The following is a 16,549-nucleotide window of genomic DNA, read 5'->3' on the forward strand; positions in this document are numbered from 1 at the left end:
CCGGCCTGGACACAGGCCAGGGCATGCCCTGCGTGCTCCCCGCAGGCGCGGGGATGATCCGCGGTCCCGCACCCCGTTCGAACTCCTCGACGAGTGCTCCCCGCAGGCGCGGGGATGCCCCCGCTTGGTGTTGGACAGAGGATTCCGCTGAACCCGGTTTTCCAGCTCGGAGGGCTGGAGCGCAGTTGGGTCGGCTGGTGGTGGCTTCGTGGGATGTTCCTTGGTTCGGTGTCTTCCGCCGTTCGGCGCGGGCACCGATACTCATGGATTTTTGTGACGTGAGACACTATTTTTCCGGTGGTTGGCGTGAAGCCCCGTATCGCTGTCAGTGGTTCGTGTTTGACTCCCCGTGAATGGTGAGGTTCCGCCTCCCGGCGGTTCACGATCGGATGGGGTAGTTGGAAGAGTTGGAGCTGAGCGAGTCGGCTCGTGCGGTGTGGGCGAAGTCGACCAACGCCGAAGGGGATTGGTTGCCGCTGTGGCGGCACATGGACGATGCGACCGATGTCGCGGGCCGGCTGTTCGACCACTGGCTGGCGTCCAGTGTGGTCCGATTGTTGGCGGCGGAGTTCGGTGGCGATGCGGCCGCTGCCCGTTGTGCGGTGATGTTTCTGGCTGGTGCGCACGATGTCGGCAAGGCGACACCGGCCTTCGCGGTGCAGGACACGGGGCTCGCGCAACGGATGCGCGAGTTGGGGCTGTACATGCCGACGACGAAACGGGACCTTCCCGATCGGCAGCTCGCCCACCACACGGTCACTGGGCATCATTTGCTGATCGGATGGCTCGTCGGAAAGGGATGGCGCAAGAGCTCCGCGAGGGCGTGGGGCATCGTGCTGGGCAGCCACCACGGCGTTCCGCTCGATGCCGATTCCGAGAACACCCCGGCGAACTTTCCGGGGCTCTACGGCACGGGTGCGTGGAGCGAGGTTCAGCGGGAACTGCTCGAACGCGTGGCGGTTCGTTCGGGTGCTGCCGAACGTCTCGACCAGTGGCGGGAGCTCAAGCTCTCGGCGGCGTTCCAGGTGCTGACCACGGCTCTGGTGATCGTCTCGGACTGGATCGCCAGCAACGAGGACCTGCTGCCGTTCTTGAGCGGTGAGCTGCCGGAGGTCTCCGAAGACGCCGAGCGCATCGAGCGGGCACTCGGTGAGTTGCGTCTACCGGAACCGTGGCGCCCGTCCGGTGGGGCGGACAGCGTGGCGGAGCTGTTCCGCACGCGGTTCCAGCTTCCCGACGACGCCCAGCCACGCCCGGTGCAGCACGCTGCCTGTGAGCTCGCCCGATCCGTGTCCGAACCCGGGCTGATCATAGTCGAAGCCCCGATGGGGGAGGGCAAGACCGAACTGGCGTTCGGGGTCTCCGAGATCGTGGCGGCGCGCTGGGGGCTGGGTGGAGTGCTCGTCGCGTTGCCCACCCAGGCCACCAGCGACGCCATGTTCGACCGCGTGGTCGACTGGCTGGACGCGATGGGAGCCGAGGACCAGCAGGTCGGCGGCGCTGTCACCCTTAGCCATGGCAAGGCCAGGTTCAACCGGCTGTTCCAGGGTCTGGTCCGACAGGGCCGACGCCCTTCCCAGGTCGGCTGTGACGAGGAACGTCACCGCACATCACACGCGGTCGTGGCGCACTCCTGGCTGTCGGGCCGCAAGAAGTCCCAACTGGCCAACTTCATGGTCGCCACCATCGACCAGTTGTTGTTCGCGGGTCTGAAGTCGCGGCATCTGATGCTTCGGCACCTGGGGCTGGCGGGCAAGGTGGTCGTGCTTGACGAGGTCCACGCCTACGACGTCTACATGAACTCCTACTTGACCAAGGTGCTGACCTGGCTGGGGGCCTACCGGGTTCCGGTGGTCGCGTTGTCGGCGACCCTGCCCGCCGAGCGACGTCATGCCCTGCTGGAGGCCTACCAGCAAGGGCGCGAGTACGGGCCTGGCGGTGCGGGCGGTCAGGAACCGGCGGCTTTTCCGGACGAAGTGGACGGCGATCCCGGCTATCCGCTGCTCAGCTGGAGTGACGGAAACCGGGTGGGGACGAAGGTCGTCGAACCGTCGGGGCGGCGTACCGAGGTGTCGCTCCACGCCCTCGGCGGCAGCGTCGACGACGATCTCGACGAGCTGACCTCGCTGCTGCGGGACTCGCTGTCCGAGGGCGGCTGCGCCGTGGTCGTCCGGAACACGGTTCGCCGGGTGCTGGAGACGGCCAGGCGATTGGAGCGGGAGTTCCCCGGCGAGGTCACAGTGGCTCATTCCCGGTTCGTCACGGCCGACCGGATGCGCAAGGACAGTGAGCTGCTCGACGAGTTCGGCGCTCCGGACAGGGCCGTGCGGCGGCCGGATCGACGCGTCGTGGTCGCCTCGCAGGTGATCGAGCAGTCACTCGACGTCGATTTCGATCTGCTGGTCACTGATCTCGCCCCGGTCGATCTCGTGCTGCAGCGGATGGGACGGCTGCACCGGCACCAGCGCGGTGCTGAGCAGAGCGATCGCCCGGCGAAGCTGCGTTCGGCGCACGCCTACCTCGCGGGTGTGGATCTCACGCAGGGGCCGCCTGTCCTCGAGGAAGCAGCCGCTCGTCACATCTACGGCACGTACTGGCTGCTCCGCTCGGCAGCGGTGCTCCGACCCCACCTCGGTGGTGGAATCGTGCTTCCGGAGGACATTGCCACGCTCGTGCAACGTGCCTACGGTCACGACCAGGTCGAACCCGAAGACTGGCAGGAAGCCGTCTCCGAGGCGTGGAAGAAGTGGCGAGAGTACTCGGACGAACGCGAGTCCAAGGCTCGTGAATTCCAGATCGCGGCGCCGACCAAGGCGGGAAAGGCCATCATCGGCTGGATCTCGGCCAACGCGGGCGAAACCGACGACGGTTCGCAGGGGCAGGGCCAGGTCCGCGACGGTGCTCCCAGTCTCGAAGTGATGCTGCTCCAGCACGATGCGGCCGGGAACTGGTTCACCCCCGACTGGCTGCCACGGGGCACCGGGAAACTCCCGGTCCCTCGCGAGGAGACCCCCGCCGACGACCTCGCCCAGGTCATGGCCTCGTGCTCGCTGCGGCTGCCGCTGGCGTTCAGCAACGCCGAGGCCGAGAAGGAACTCTGGCAGGCCACCCCCGAGGCGTGGGAGCAGTCCCCGCTCATCTACCAGCTGCCCGTCCTGCTGGTCGACCAGCACGGCTGGGGACGCATCACCGACCGACAGGTCCGCTACACCCCCGAGACGGGACTGGAGGTCTACGACAATGCCGACTGACACTGGATTCAACCTGCTCGACGAACCGTGGATCACCGTGCTCGATTCGAGCGGTCGTGAGCAGCAGGTCTCGATCCTCGACGCCTTCGAGCGAGCTCCGTGGTTGGGGATGGTCGACGGAGAGGTTCCCACCCAGGGCTTCGCGATCACCCGACTGCTGCTGGCCTTCCTGCACCGCGCTGTCGACGGCCCGCGGGACCAGGACGAGTGGGAACAGCTCTGGGAAGCCGAGGAGCTGCCGCTGGAGCGCATCCACGACTACGCCCGGCAAGTACGGCACAGATTCGACCTGTTCGACACCGAAGCCCCGTTCTTCCAGGTCGCCTCGTTGCGCACCGCGAAGAACGAGATCTCGGGGCTGGAGAAGATCGTGGCGGACGTGCCCAACGGTGAGCCGTACTTCACCAGCCGCTCGGCGGCCAGTCTGCGACGCATCGACGCTGCCGAGGCCGCCCGCTGGCTCGTGCACACCCACGCCTTCGATCCTTCCGGGATCAAGTCCGGTGCGGTGGGGGACCCGAAGGTCAAGGGAGGCCGGGGCTATCCGATCGGCACCGGTTGGGCGGGACAGCTCGGCGGTGTGCTGCCGCAGGGCGCGAACCTGAGGGAGACGCTGCTGCTCAACCTCGTCTCTCGCGACGTCGAGACCTTCGTCCGCATTGGCGGGAAGGATGACGTGCCGCCGTGGGAACGCGAACCGGACGGTCCGGAACACCAGGACGACCGGCCACCGAACGGGGCGATCGACCTGTACACGTGGCAGACCCGCCGGATCCGACTGGCCGGGGACCGCGACGGGGTTACCGGGGTGCTGCTGGCCAACGGCGACAGGATCCAGCCGCAGAACCGCCAAAGCCTCGATCCGCACACCGCCTGGCGCTACAGCGAGCCGCAGTCCAAGAAGTTCAAGAAAACCGTCTACATGCCGCAGACGCACGACCCCAACCGGTCGGTGTGGCGCGGAATCGCGGCCATGCTCCCCTCGATCTCCGGACGCCGGATCGGCAGCGGCGATTCGCAGCCGTACCTGGCACCCGGTGTGTTGCAGTGGCTCGGCGACCTGACCTCCGAAGGCAAGCTTTCGGAGACGTACGTCCCCCGAGTTCGTGTGCTGGGTGCGGAGTACGGCGCCCAGAGCGCCACCTACAGCGAGATCATCGACGACGTGCTGCCGCTGTCGGTGGTGCTGCTGCGCCAGGACAGCCCCGCCGCGGGCCAGACCGCCACCGAGGCGGTGGCCGACGCCGAGAAGGTCGGCACCGCGATCTGGAGCTTCGCCGAGAACATCGCCCAAGCCGCGGGTGCGGCACCCGGGTCCGGCGCGGGTGACCGGGCGCGGGAACAGCTCTACGCGGCTCTCGAATCCCCCTATCGCGCATGGCTGGCCGAACTCGGCCCGAGCACGGACCTTGCCGGGGCCCGTGCCGAGTGGCAGCGGATCGTCGATTCCGCCACCACCCCCATCACCGACGAACTGGTCGACGGAGCCGCACCGGCGGCGTGGAACGGGCGAACCATCCAGAACCGCCTGGTGAACGTCGCGATCGCGGAGGTGTGGTTCAGGGCGGCGCTGCGCAAAGCGCTTCCCCTGGCCCGCACGAGTTCGGAGAACACAGCACTGGAGAAAGCTGTATGACCTCGACAGAGACCGCCCCGAAGACCAACTCGGAGCGGAGGCTGGGCAAGCTCGGCTACGCACTGGACAAGCGATTTTCCCGGCTGCAGCAGGAGTACTTGCGGGACGAACCGGCGGCCAAGGCCGACCTCGCCCGGCTGCGTCGCGGACTGGGGAAACCGGCTGGCAGTGTCCCGGAGATCTGGGAGCTGACCATCGGTTCCGTCCCGGAAGCGCTGAGCTGGGACCGGGACGAACCGAGCAGGGCCGAGCAGGCGTCCCACGCCGCCTTCACCCTGTTCGCGTTGCACCAGCAGTCCCTGACCGTGGCGGTGCACGAGCCCGGAACCTCGTTCGGGCGTGCCGTGGGAAAACTGCGCTCCAAAAACACCCGCAGCCAGGAAGCCGTGACCAACAGGTTCATGGCGGTCTCCACGGCCGAGTCCGTCGACGAAGTGCTCGTCCACATCCGGGGGCTCATCACGCAGCTCCGCTCGGAGCGCGAGGGCTTCGACTACGCGCGGCTGGCCGATGACCTCACAGGTCTGCTGACTCCCGGACGGGCCAAGCGAGTACGGCTCGCCTGGGGGCGGGACTTCTACCGCACGAGCGCCGAGAGCGCCACCGGCGGTGACAACGAGGAAAACGACTCCACCGACGAGAACACCGAGGAGTGATCATGAGCCGTACCCTGATCGACATCCACGTGCTGCAGACCGTGCCACCGAGCAACCTCAACCGCGACGACACGGGCAGCCCGAAGACGGCGACCTACGGAGGGGTGCGTCGTTCCCGGGTCTCCAGCCAGGCGTGGAAGCGCTCCACCAGGGTTGACTTCGACTCCCGACTCGATCGCTCCGAGCTGGGCACGCGCACCAAGCGCGTCGTGGAGCTGCTTGCCGAGGAGATCACCACCCGTGCTCCGGAACTCGGAAGCAGGGCGACGGAGCTGGCGAACGAGACCGTCAAGGCCATCGGGATCGAGGTCAAAATCCCGAAGGATGAAACCGTCCCGCAGTCCGGCTACCTCCTCTTCCTCAGCAGGCGGCAGATCCAGAACCTCGCCGGCGCCGCGATCGAGGCCGCCGAGGCCGACGACGTGAAGAAGGCTCTCAAGGACGCCAAGGTCAAGGAGCTGGCCGACCGGGAGCACTCCGTCGACATCGCGCTGTTCGGTCGCATGGTGGCCGACCAGGCCGACATCAACGTCGACGCGGCGGCCCAGGTGGCGCACGCGATCAGCGTGCACCCGGTGGAAACAGAGTTCGACTACTACACCGCGGTGGACGACCGGAACCAGGACCACGAGACCGGCGCCGGCATGATCGGAACCGTCGAGTTCAACTCTTCCACCCTCTACCGCTACGCCACGGTCGACGTGAACCGGCTCGCCGACAACCTCGGGGACACCACGGCCGTCCGCAGGGCGGTGGAGGCGTTCCTGGAATCCTTCGTCCGCTCGATGCCCTCCGGGAAGCAGAACACCTTCGCCAATCGGACGTTGCCGGAGGCGGTGGTGGTGCTGGTACGGGACAGCCAGCCCATCAACCTCGTGGGAGCCTTCGAGAACCCGGTGCGGGAGTCTGAGCGCTCCGGGCGGGTCAAGCGAGCGGCCGACGCGTTGCGCGAGGAAGCCCAGGAGATAGAACGCGCCTACGGGGAACGGCCGCTCGACGGCTGGGTCACCCGCGTCGGAGACGACACGGCGAACCTCGACGAACTGGGGGCGAACGTGTCGCTGACCGACATGGTGACGCGGCTCGGGGAGTTGGTCGAGACACGGGTGGGGGAGCGCTCATGACCGTGGTCGCTCTCAGACTGGCCGGACCACTGCAGGCGTGGGGCTCCCGCAGCCGGTTCGTGCGGCGCGAGACGGAGAAAGCCCCCACCAAGAGCGGGGTGATCGGCATGGTCGCGGCCGCGAAGGGTGTCCGGCGCACCGACCCGCTGGAGGAACTGACGGACCTGAGGTTCGGGGTCCGTATCGACCAGCCCGGACAGCTGCTCCGCGACTTCCAGACGGCGCAACGTCCGAAGAAGGAGAAGGACGGCACCACCAGCTGGTCGTCGCTGCCGCTGTCGCAGCGCTACTACGTCTCCGACGCCGTGTTCCTCGCCGTTCTCGAAGGGGAGCGCCGCCTGGTCGAGGACATCGACGAGGCCGTCCGCAGTCCGGAGTTCCCGCTCTACCTTGGTCGGCGCTCCTGTCCCCCCGCGGGGCCGGTGGCGTTGGGGGTTTACGACCACACACTGGAAGAGGCCCTCGCGAGCCTGCCGTGGATGGCGAGCACGCGCAGTCAGCGGAGACACCACGCCAACACGGTGCGTCTGACCACCGTTCGCGACGCACACCCCGACGAAGCCGACGGGGAACTGGTGCGGGACATGCCGGTCAGCTTCGACCCGAACCGGCGACAGCACACCTGGCGCACCATCACGCGCGAAACCGTCGAGATCGACAACCCGCAGGGGACCGCCGAGAAAACCGAGGAGCACGACCCGATGGCGAGTCTGGGAGGTTGACGTGTTTCTGACGAAGATGCCGCTCAACCCGAGACGGCGAGCAGCGCGGAAGCTGCTGGGCTCGCCGCAGGCGATGCACGCCGCCGTTCAGGCGGGATTCGCCGATCCCGGCCCGACCGAGGAAGGGCGGGTGCTGTGGCGGTTGGACACCTACGGCCAGCACCGGGTCGTGCTCTACACCGCCAGTCCGGGGAAACCCGACTTCACCCATATCGTCGAACAGGTGGGCTGGCCGACCACCGAGGCGTGGCAGACCCGCGAGTACGACGAGCTGTTGGACTCGTTGCGTCCGGGCCAGCACTGGCAGTTCCGCCTCACGGCGAACCCGGTGCACTCCGCCAGGCGAGAGGAGTGGACCGAGACGAAACCACTTCCCCACGTCACGGTCGAACAGCAGGAGCAGTGGCTGCTCGACCGAATCCCGCGACTGGGATTCCAACTCGTCACCACTGGCTCCGACGGCGAGGAGGTCCCCGATCTCGCGGTCGTCGAGCGGGGAACGCGCCGCTTCGAGCGGAACGGGAGCCGGGTCACCCTCTCCACGGCGACCTTCGAGGGGCAGCTCGAGGTCACCGAGCCCGCGGCGCTGCGTCATGCCCTCACGTTCGGTATCGGCCGGGCGAAGGCATACGGCTGCGGCTTGCTCACCCTGGCACCGCCACCGCGGAAAGGCTCGGTATGACCTCGATCGGGAAGCGGCCCACTCAGCCGCGGGAGCTCGCCCGCGCGGTCGACAGGATCTCGTTCCTCTACCTGGAACGGTGTGTCGTCAACCGCGACAGCAACGCGATCACCGCGACCGACGAGAGGGGGACGGTCCACATCCCGGCCTCCTCCGTGGGAGTGCTGCTGCTGGGGCCGGGCACCACGGTCACGCATCAGGCGATCACTCTGATGTCGGACAGCGGTTCGACCGTGGTGTGGGTCGGTGAGCAAGGCGTGCGCTACTACGCGCACGGCGTCTCACCGGCCCGCTCCTCCCGCCTCGCCGAGTCGCAGGCCGAAGCGGTCACGAACCGCAGATCGCGACTGCGGGTGGCACGTGCGATGTACGAGATGCGTTTCCCCTCGGAAGACGTTTCGGAACTCACCATGCAGCAGCTCAGAGGCAGGGAAGGGGCACGCATCCGGCGCGTCTATCGGCGGCAGTCCGAGCGCACCGGGGTTCCCTGGTCGAAGCGAAACTACGATACGGAGGACTGGGAAGCGGGCGATCCGGTCAACCAGGCTCTCTCCGCCGCGAACTCCGCACTGTACGGCGTGGTGCACTCGGTGATCGTGGCGCTCGGCTGCTCGCCGGCGCTGGGGTTCGTCCACACCGGTCACCACCGATCGTTCGTCTACGACATCGCCGACCTGTACAAGGCGGAGCTGACGATCCCGATCGCCTTTGACGTGGCGGCCGAGACGGCGATGGACGTGGGAGGTGAAACCCGCCGACTGCTGCGGGACGCCTTCTACGGCGGCAAGCTGCTGGCGCGTTGTGCCGCCGACATCCAACGACTGCTGCTCAGCCCCGCTGAGAGGGACGAGTTGCCCGAGGACTACCTCGAGTTCGACGTCATCTCGCTGTGGGACGAACGCGGGGACGACGTGCAGGGCGGAACTTCTTACGGAGGTGCGTCATAACCGTCGTCGTGCTGACCGCTGTCCCACCCGGGCTGCGTGGACATCTGACCCGTTGGCTGTTGGAGATCAGCCCCGGCGTGTTCGTCGGGAACGTCTCCGCCCGTGTCCGTGAGGAGCTGTGGGAACGCATCCGCGAGTTCGCGGCCGACGGGCGAGCGATCATGGTCCACTCGACGCAGGGTGAGCAGCGACTGTCCTTCGAAGTTCACGGGCACGACTGGACTCCCGTCGACTACGACGGGGTGAAGCTGATGCGTCGGCGGACTGTGCCCGACTACGTGCCCGCTGACGAGGTGCCCGCGCACAAGCCGCTGTCCCAACAGAAGAAGCCCGCCCACACCGACACAGCACCCACGATCAACTCCGAGACCGTGTGGAAGCGTCGGGAGGGGCGCAGGAAGTTCAAACGGAAGTAGCCTGTGATGACCGAACCGTCCGACAAAAGTGAAGCAAAAATGACTGAGGGCGCTGTGTAGTGCCTGGTCATCAAGTGTGCTCCCCGCAGGCGCGGGGATGATCCACTGAGTAGAATTAAGTGGTTTTCCTCCGTAGGTGTGCTCCCCGCAGGCGCGGGGATGATCCGTGATAACAGTGAGATCACAACAGAGGAAGCGGGTGCTCCCCGCAGGCGCGGGGATGATCCGTGTCCACGATGTGAAGTAGGATAAAAATAATGAGTGCTTCCCGCAGGCGCGGGGATGATCCCTCCGGAGCAAATCAGAAATCCCCGATACGCTGCGTGCTCCCCGCAGGCGCGGGGATGATCCGGCGAGCTGGCTGGTCATGCGGTGGCCTCCTCAGTGCTCCCCGCAGGCGCGGGGATGGTCCCGTTCCTGCGACGCTGGCGACCTCCGGGAGCGTTGTTGCGGGGCATGACGTTGTTGACACCGGGGTAAGCGAGGTGGGTGAAGGGGATGGGTTCTTTTGGCGGCAGGATGAGAACAGCCAAGTATCTCGTCCACCGATCAGAAGGACCCGTCCATGTCCCGCCGTAATGCCCCGCTGGTCGCCGAAGGTCGCGGCAGGCTCGTTAAACGCTGCCAGCACCGCCCGATCGCCCGTGTCGCCGTTGAAATGGGTGAACTGCTACCGCAAGTACGGCGGAGCTGAGCCTGCAAGAACGAGCTTCGGTACCCCGCCGACAGCCCACCGTGCCCCCATCCGAGGCCATCCCCGGAGCGAGTCGCTGCGCTGGGAACACACATACTCTGCAAGTCGCATCGCCTTTGAGCTCAAATAGGAGGGCACCAAGCTCAGTCGCCGCGCCGTGAGCCATCACCTGCGGCCTCTCTGGCTCAACCGGCGGCGGTTTCTCGATCCCACCGGCGCGTCCAATCGCCTGCCGCGTGCGATCACCGCGCTGGCCAACGTCCAGGCCTCCTACAACTAGTCCCTGCAGCACATATTCGCTAATCCCTCCACGACTTACAGAGTCTGCGAGTCGCAGACTGCAGAAGCAGCAGGACATGGGGTGTAATCGCACCTAATCCACGTACGGACAACCGCGAGAAGGGTAAAAACGATCATTTGGGGCGTATCGTTTCGTACGTGCGGAAGCGAGGCCTTGATAGTCTTGGATCCGTTAGAGTCCACCTGACAAGCCCGTACTGAGCTGGAGTCCGTTGTGGTCGAACTCGTCGAGAAACCTCAGGTGTATGATCCGGACGAAACTGACTTGCTTCCTACGCAACTCTACCTTGCCTGCCGTCCTGATGAGGCGAACAGTGGGCTGATGCTGGAGACCAGGGAGTTTTCCGGGCAGCTAGTGGTTTTGGGGTATTCGACGTTGGATACGTTCCTCGCCGGATGCGGAGCGGATCAGCCGTGGATTCTGCTGCCTATTGACAAGGTTCGTGAGATCGCCTGTGTCCAGTCGGGAACAGCGATGGTGCCGCCGACTTTTCGGTTCAGTGTGGCAGTGGATGCGCCAGTGCCGCCCGAGTTGTGCGGTACCGCAGGTGATTGGGCGGAGGATGAGGCGGACTGGAACGATCCGGAGTCACCGGACTGGACGACGGTCTACCTCGCTTCGCGGCCGTTCAATGGAAGGCCCGAGAATGTCGAACTCGAACTGCAACCGATGCCTGGGGGATTGTTGGCCATCATGGCCTACACCTCGGAGATGGCGTTGCGCCAAGGATGTGGCCCCTACCAGACGGCAGCGCCGGTACCGGCAGGGTTGCTCGGCGACGTTCGACGGCAGTGTGGAGCGCACACGATTTGTCTGGACACACCGTTACCGGAACGGTTGCGACACGGTGGGGAGGAATGAGGCATGTCCGGCGATGGAGTCCATGTTGGTCACGAGCAGCTGCGTCATATGGCGTCTGCGTTGCGCAATAGTACCGACGAGCTGGAGCCTGCAGCGAAGGCCGTCCCTGATATGCCGGAAGTGAGCACCTCTGCCGAGAAGGTGAGTTACACGTTGGGGGAGCTCTCGCAAGCCGCTGCCGGCTTGATCGCCACGGTCGGCGAAGTCGCTGCCAAAATCGATGCCAGTGACGGGAGCTACGGTGATGTGGACAACCGCAACGCCGAGCAGCTAAGGAAAGAGTACTACAACAAGTACGCCGGCCGGCCGGACTGAGCGGGGAATAGGATATGGCTGGGGAACTCGACACCGAGGTTTTGGACGAGCCCGACACGTGCCGACGTACTGCCGATTGGCTGGGCAAATTAGCCACTGGAATTACCGATGTGGCCGATACCTTGATTCAGCAGCGTAGTGGCTCTGAGAGTTTCTGGCGGGGGACTGCAGCGGACGCGGCACGTGGCGAACTCGGCAGACATGCCAAGAGCGCAGACGACTTGGAAAGCGCGATCAACAAGGTCAAGTCGGCCTTGGAGGTCTTCGCTGACGAGATCGACACTGTGAACAGGCGCATGACCAACGCGCGCGAAACCGCCCGTGGTGCCGGCCTGGTGCTCAACGGTACGAAGATCCTTCCGCCGAAACCGAGTCCGAATGATCCTGCCAGCCAGCCCAATGACTCGCGCGGGGCGGACGAGCGGAGGCAGAAGGCCTTCGAGGAGGCCGGTCGAATGGTAGAGGACGCGCGGACGAAGCAGGAGGATGCGCACCGCAAACTCGAGGGTCAGTTGAAGGACCCGAACGAGACCTTCAACATGGTCAAGACACACGTGATGCGTGTGGTGACCGGTGGTCTGACTGCGGTCAAGACGTCCAGTGACAGTGCGGCAACCCTCCTGCAGAATGCTCGCACCTTGGAAGGTCAGGCGAAAGAGATGGACAAGCTGGCCAAGGCTGCCGACCACAGCAGCGAGGCAGCCCGGGCCAAGGTCGCTGCGATGCGGAGTCGGGCCAAGGGCAAGGTCGCGAATGTGCATGGTGAGAGGGCCGGTCGGCTGGCCAAGAAGCTCGGTCGCGGGAGTGACCTCCTCGCTGCGGACGCGAGCAAGTATGTGAAGGGTGGTTCCAAGATCGCTGGCGGAGCCGGTTCCGTGCTTCGTGGCGTGCCGTATGTCGGGACAGCGGCGACGATCGGTTCGGAGGTGACCGACTACGCGACGGGAACCGATACGGCTGGAGAGGCCGCGATGGATGCCGGCGCCAGTCTGAGTGGAGCGGCGGTCGGGGGTGCGGCCGGGGCCGCGCTCGGCTCAGCGATCTGCCCGGGTGTTGGCACCGTGGTCGGTGGAGCGCTCGGGAGTATGGCGGGGGACTTCCTTGCGACCGAGACGGAGAGTCTGCTGACGGGCGAGTAGGTGGGACGAGGAATGTCTGAGGAGAATCCAGTGGTGCCGGAGCAGCTGCCGCCCCGTCCGGATCCGTGGACTGGCGAGCCACGCCCTCCGCGGGCGCCGGGATTTTTCAGGGGGAACAAGCCCCCGAAGGACCAGGATTCGGAACGCGACCGCAGCCAATGGCGCAAACCCTCGCCGCCACCTGGACAGGGGCCGGTGTTGGAGTGGTATCGGCACAGCCGGCGCTACGCGATCGGCATGGGCGTCGCTGGCTCCATGATGATCGGAATCCTGATCGGTTTCCGGCAGGGTTTCGACTACGGCTGGCTCAGCATTCCCTGGATGTGGCTCTTCCTCGTTGTGGCTGGCCTGGGCATGTACGGGATCTTCCGCTTGGTCGATCCGGCGGTCGGAGCCGATTGGTTGAAAGTCGGTCGCGCGTGGGTGTTGCTGTACGAGCTCACCGACATCAAAGTCCGCCACCGTGGGATGTCGATGCACCTCGACCTCAAGGACAGTGGAGGGCGCAAGGTGCAGGTAAAAGTGGATGAGTTGCAGGAGGACCGTGACATGTGGGACATCGTCTACAACGGCCTGCTGCACTCAGTGGTTACCAACGGTGCGACGACAAACTGGGCTGCGCACTCGTTACTGGAGGTCCCCGAAGAGTCGGAGTGAATCGTTGCCGCTGACCATGCTCGAACGTGTGACGTGACATCACTGGTTCTGTTTGCGAATCGCCCGCTGGCAAGCGGATCGTGGCATCATCGTGGTGCGAAACGAGACCGACGAACTCGGTTAGGATCGAGCGCATCGACCGGTTGTGTGAACGTCTTCGCCGGTTGCTGCCGTTGTATGCGTGGATCAAGCTTCTTGTGAGCTGATGGCCAGGAGAGAGTCCTCTCAGTGGGCGTCCACAGTCCACGGGAACGGTCTCCGCGTGCGGGTGTCCCGAAGGGACACACCCGCGCACACCCGCAGTCGAACTCCGCGTGATCGGGACCGCTTACACTCGGCGGTCGTGCCCTGTCGTCCCGCGCTCGGTTGAGCGGTTCCGGCCTGCCGCTGGGGGTTGCGTATGGCGGATCACGCGCTGGTCAGGACGGCGAGTGAGCTCGCCGCCTCCCCTCATCTGGCCTGTGCGCGCTTCCGGGGGACCGACCCGCTCGTGGTCGGGCGCACGCGCCGACAGCTCGCCGCCGAGCTCGGAGCCCCCGACGACGCGGGCGGCATTCCACAGGCCCGGTGGACGCGGGCGGTGACCTTCGCGCGTCTGGTGCGCGACGCGCGGTTCGCGCGGCGGATGGTCACCACCACCCTCGGCGCGCTCGGGATGGACCGCCCCACCGAGGTCGTGACGACCGACGCGAACGGCGACGCGGCCGAGACGGCCGGACTGCTCGCCCACGCCCACACGCGGGCCACTTCCCACGGCGCGGCCACCCTGCTGCACGGGCTCGCGCTGCCCCTCTCCGAGCCCGCCGACGAGCGTGCTCCCCACGTCATCCCCGACTTCGCGGTGGTCGCCGCCGACTCCGGCGGCGGCTCCCGACTGCTCGTCGGCGCCGCCAAGGACTACGAGCGGCTGCGCTCCCACATCGACGACGCCCGACTGCTGAAGGGGTTCCTTCAGGTGGCCGCGGCGGCCGAGTCCGTCGAGGCACGGCTGCGCCTGCCGAACGGGATGTCGCTGCACTCCCACGGTGTGCTCGCCGTGCCCCGCGACGCCTTCCTGCGACCCGAGGCGCTGGTGGAAGCGCTCGACGACCACCGGGCGGAGGTGCGGACGCGGTTGGAGCAGCGACGTCGGGAGTCCGCGCGGATCCCGCCGGTGACCTCGGAGAACCTTTCCGGGCACGTCGCCGGGCTGCGGGCGGACTTCGACCCGGAGACCTGCCCGACGTGCCCCCTGTTCTCCTACTGCCGCGACGAACTCCGCACCTCCACCGAGCCGACCGACCTGCTGGTGGAGCTGGGGGTTCCGAGTGAGGCCCGCCCCCGGCTCGTCGGTCTGGTGCGCGGCGCGGGCGAAGCAGGTGCGACCCCGGCCTCCCTGGTCGACACCGTGGCCGCCACGCTGGAGGGAGTCGCCCGCCACACCGGGCAACGGCGCGTGGACCAGGCCGGACAGCCGGGCACCGTCAACGTGGTGTTGGCCAAGTCGGACTCCGCCGCGCTCGGCGTGCACGGCATCGCCACGCAACGCGTCACCTCCGGGGGACGCGAGCCGTGGGAGAGCACCGTGTTCGACGAACCGCAGTCCCCCCGGACCCGCCGTGAGGTGATGCGGCTGCTCGGGCGGGAACTGTCCGCGGCGACGGCCGAGCGGCACGAGGCGGGCGGGGACACCCCGGACCCGGTGCACCTGGTCGTGCCGGACCAGCCGACCGCCGACGTTCTCGTCTCGATCGCCGACAACCTGGCCGGTGTCGAGCTCAGCAGGCTGCGCTGGGAACGGGACGTGCGGATGGGGCGTGAGCCCCTGACGTTCGACGGGGAGCCCGCCGAGATCCCACCCCCGTTGGAGGAGCCCGCCCGCACCGCCGTGTCCTTCCTGCTGGAGGAGGACCGCGCCCGGGCGCTGGCCCTGCGTTCCCCGGTGGTCGACCTGCGGGCCGTTCTCGCGCGGCACGTGGTGGCCGGAGGCCCCGTCGTGGCCTCCGGCCGCCTGGACTATCTGGTGATCTGGTCCGAGTCCACTGTCGACGGACCCGTGAAACCGAGGGAGATCGAGGACGCGGTCGAAGCCTGTCCCCACACTCCCGGGGCCCGGCTGACCAACCGGATCTCGGACGCCCTGCACGAGGCGCTGGCCGACGTGGACACTCGGGAGGGCCCGGGGAGCCGCTACGCGGAGCTGGTGACCGAGGAGCTGGGCTACAAACGCGACGTCCTCGACCGCGCCCTGGACTTCCTGGCGGCCGTGCCGGACTCGCGGGTACGCGAGGTCCACCGGGAGATCGAGCGGGCCGCCCAGGCGGTGTGGCGCAGAAGGCTGGCGCTGCACGCCTCCGACCTGGTGCGTTTCGGGCGGACACACCGGTCGTGGCGCAACAGGTTGGTCTCCGCCGTCGAACGGGACGGCACGTGCCGGGACCGGCTGCTGGCGCTGGCGAACCCCCGGGTCGCCGAGGAGCTGGCCACCGACGCCGGCACCCGCGAGCTCGCCGTCGCCACCGTGGTCTCGCTCGGGCCGCTGGTGCTGGACGTCGACTCCCGCCGGATCGGCGACGGCAGCCGGATCGTGCTGCTGCACGTCAACGGCACGGCCCAGGTGGAGGCCCCCGGTGTCGAGCTCACCGTCCAGAAGAGCAACGTCCGGTTCTCGGGGATGTCGATCGGCACGCTGGCCGGCGTCGGCGACGGCAGTCCCGGGCGTTTCACGTGGACACCGCGGACCGTTGCCGAGCTGGCGGTCGGGGACCAGCTGGTGGTCGCGGACTTCGCCTGGTTCTCGGGGAACACGGGCAGCCGCTTCCTGCCCGTCGACCGGCCTCCGGTCGACGACTGCTCGGCCCCCACGCCGGCGTGTGAGCCGCACTCCCACGCCGAGGACCCCGAGGCCCACGAGCACTGTTGCCGCCCGCACGAGGACGTCGAGGCCGAGCGTTCCGACCGGCTCGCCGAACGGCGTGCTCGCGGTGAGCTCGACCCGCGGGTGTGGCCGCCGCTCACGGACTCCGACGCCCTCGAGGTTCCCGCCGCGGAAACACCCGAGAGGGAGGCGACGCCCGGGACGGTGACCGCGCCGCCGGAACACATGACAGTGGACGACCTGGAGTGATGACGTGACGGTCGAGTTCTCCCAACCGGCCTGGCGGGAGGG

At 67.1% G+C, this 16,549-nt stretch carries 13 protein-coding genes, 1 pseudogene and 1 CRISPR repeat array (1 of these 15 running past the window's edge); all 14 genes and pseudogenes read left to right on the plus strand.

The annotated features are described in order from the left end of the window. A CRISPR array of direct repeats spans positions 1–121; the repeat unit is 28 nt; unit sequence GTGCTCCCCGCAGGCGCGGGGATGATCC (it extends 820 nt beyond the left edge of the window). Between the two features lie 277 nt (positions 122–398). The 14 genes and pseudogenes from cas3 (at position 399) to CEP50_RS17440 (ending at position 16,507) form a co-directional block, all read left to right on the plus strand. Next, entirely contained in the window at positions 399–3,251 is a 2,853-nt protein-coding gene (gene cas3, locus CEP50_RS17385) for a CRISPR-associated helicase Cas3' (RefSeq protein ID WP_219905537.1), read from the plus strand. Next, complete coding sequence (casA, locus tag CEP50_RS17390; RefSeq protein ID WP_106115003.1) at positions 3,241–4,887, plus strand: type I-E CRISPR-associated protein Cse1/CasA; 1,647 nt, start codon at positions 3,241–3,243, stop codon at positions 4,885–4,887. Before cas3 ends, casA begins: the two co-directional genes overlap by 11 nt. Further along, positions 4,884–5,543: a type I-E CRISPR-associated protein Cse2/CasB gene (gene casB, locus CEP50_RS17395; protein ID WP_106115004.1), complete on the plus strand. Its 660-nt coding sequence runs from the start codon at positions 4,884–4,886 to the stop codon at positions 5,541–5,543. The genes casA and casB overlap by 4 nt, the downstream gene beginning before the upstream one ends. Before the next feature lie 2 nt (positions 5,544–5,545). Continuing rightward, positions 5,546–6,667: a type I-E CRISPR-associated protein Cas7/Cse4/CasC gene (gene cas7e / locus CEP50_RS17400; RefSeq protein WP_106115005.1), complete on the plus strand. Its 1,122-nt coding sequence runs from the start codon at positions 5,546–5,548 to the stop codon at positions 6,665–6,667. Next, positions 6,664–7,389, plus strand: coding sequence for a type I-E CRISPR-associated protein Cas5/CasD (gene cas5e / locus CEP50_RS17405; protein WP_106115006.1), 726 nt, complete (start codon positions 6,664–6,666; stop codon positions 7,387–7,389). Before cas7e ends, cas5e begins: the two co-directional genes overlap by 4 nt. A 1-nt stretch (position 7,390) precedes the next feature. Beyond that, positions 7,391–8,071, plus strand: a complete 681-nt coding sequence (gene cas6e, locus CEP50_RS17410; protein WP_106115007.1) for a type I-E CRISPR-associated protein Cas6/Cse3/CasE — start codon at positions 7,391–7,393, stop codon at positions 8,069–8,071. Continuing rightward, a complete protein-coding gene (cas1e, locus tag CEP50_RS17415; protein ID WP_106115008.1) occupies positions 8,068–9,018 on the plus strand; it encodes a type I-E CRISPR-associated endonuclease Cas1e in 951 nt (316 codons plus the stop codon). The genes cas6e and cas1e overlap by 4 nt, the downstream gene beginning before the upstream one ends. After that, positions 9,015–9,434, plus strand: a complete 420-nt coding sequence (cas2e, locus tag CEP50_RS17420) for a type I-E CRISPR-associated endoribonuclease Cas2e (protein WP_106115015.1) — start codon at positions 9,015–9,017, stop codon at positions 9,432–9,434. The genes cas1e and cas2e overlap by 4 nt, the downstream gene beginning before the upstream one ends. Positions 9,435–9,999: 565 nt before the next feature. After that, positions 10,000–10,378: pseudogene (locus tag CEP50_RS20650) on the plus strand (IS481 family transposase); the annotation flags it as partial. A gap of 264 nt (positions 10,379–10,642) precedes the next feature. Next, positions 10,643–11,290 carry an SAV_915 family protein gene (locus CEP50_RS19950; protein WP_146134837.1) on the plus strand — a complete coding sequence of 216 codons (648 nt, stop codon included), beginning with the start codon at positions 10,643–10,645 and terminating at the stop codon, positions 11,288–11,290. Positions 11,291–11,293: 3 nt separating this feature from the next. Next, positions 11,294–11,605, plus strand: a complete 312-nt coding sequence (locus CEP50_RS17425; RefSeq protein ID WP_106115009.1) for a hypothetical protein — start codon at positions 11,294–11,296, stop codon at positions 11,603–11,605. A gap of 14 nt (positions 11,606–11,619) precedes the next feature. Continuing rightward, complete coding sequence (locus CEP50_RS17430; RefSeq protein ID WP_106115010.1) at positions 11,620–12,744, plus strand: hypothetical protein; 1,125 nt, start codon at positions 11,620–11,622, stop codon at positions 12,742–12,744. Positions 12,745–12,777: 33 nt separating this feature from the next. After that, the gene (locus CEP50_RS17435) at positions 12,778–13,401 is read left to right on the plus strand and encodes a hypothetical protein (RefSeq protein ID WP_258175385.1); all 624 of its coding nucleotides are present in this window, start codon (positions 12,778–12,780) and stop codon (positions 13,399–13,401) included. Between the two features lie 400 nt (positions 13,402–13,801). Further along, entirely contained in the window at positions 13,802–16,507 is a 2,706-nt protein-coding gene (locus CEP50_RS17440; RefSeq protein WP_106115012.1) for a hypothetical protein, read from the plus strand. Positions 16,508–16,549: the final 42 nt, after the last annotated feature.

Origin of the sequence: Actinopolyspora mortivallis (genome assembly GCF_003001495.1) — a bacterium.
GTDB classification, from domain to species: domain Bacteria; phylum Actinomycetota; class Actinomycetes; order Mycobacteriales; family Pseudonocardiaceae; genus Actinopolyspora; species Actinopolyspora mortivallis_A.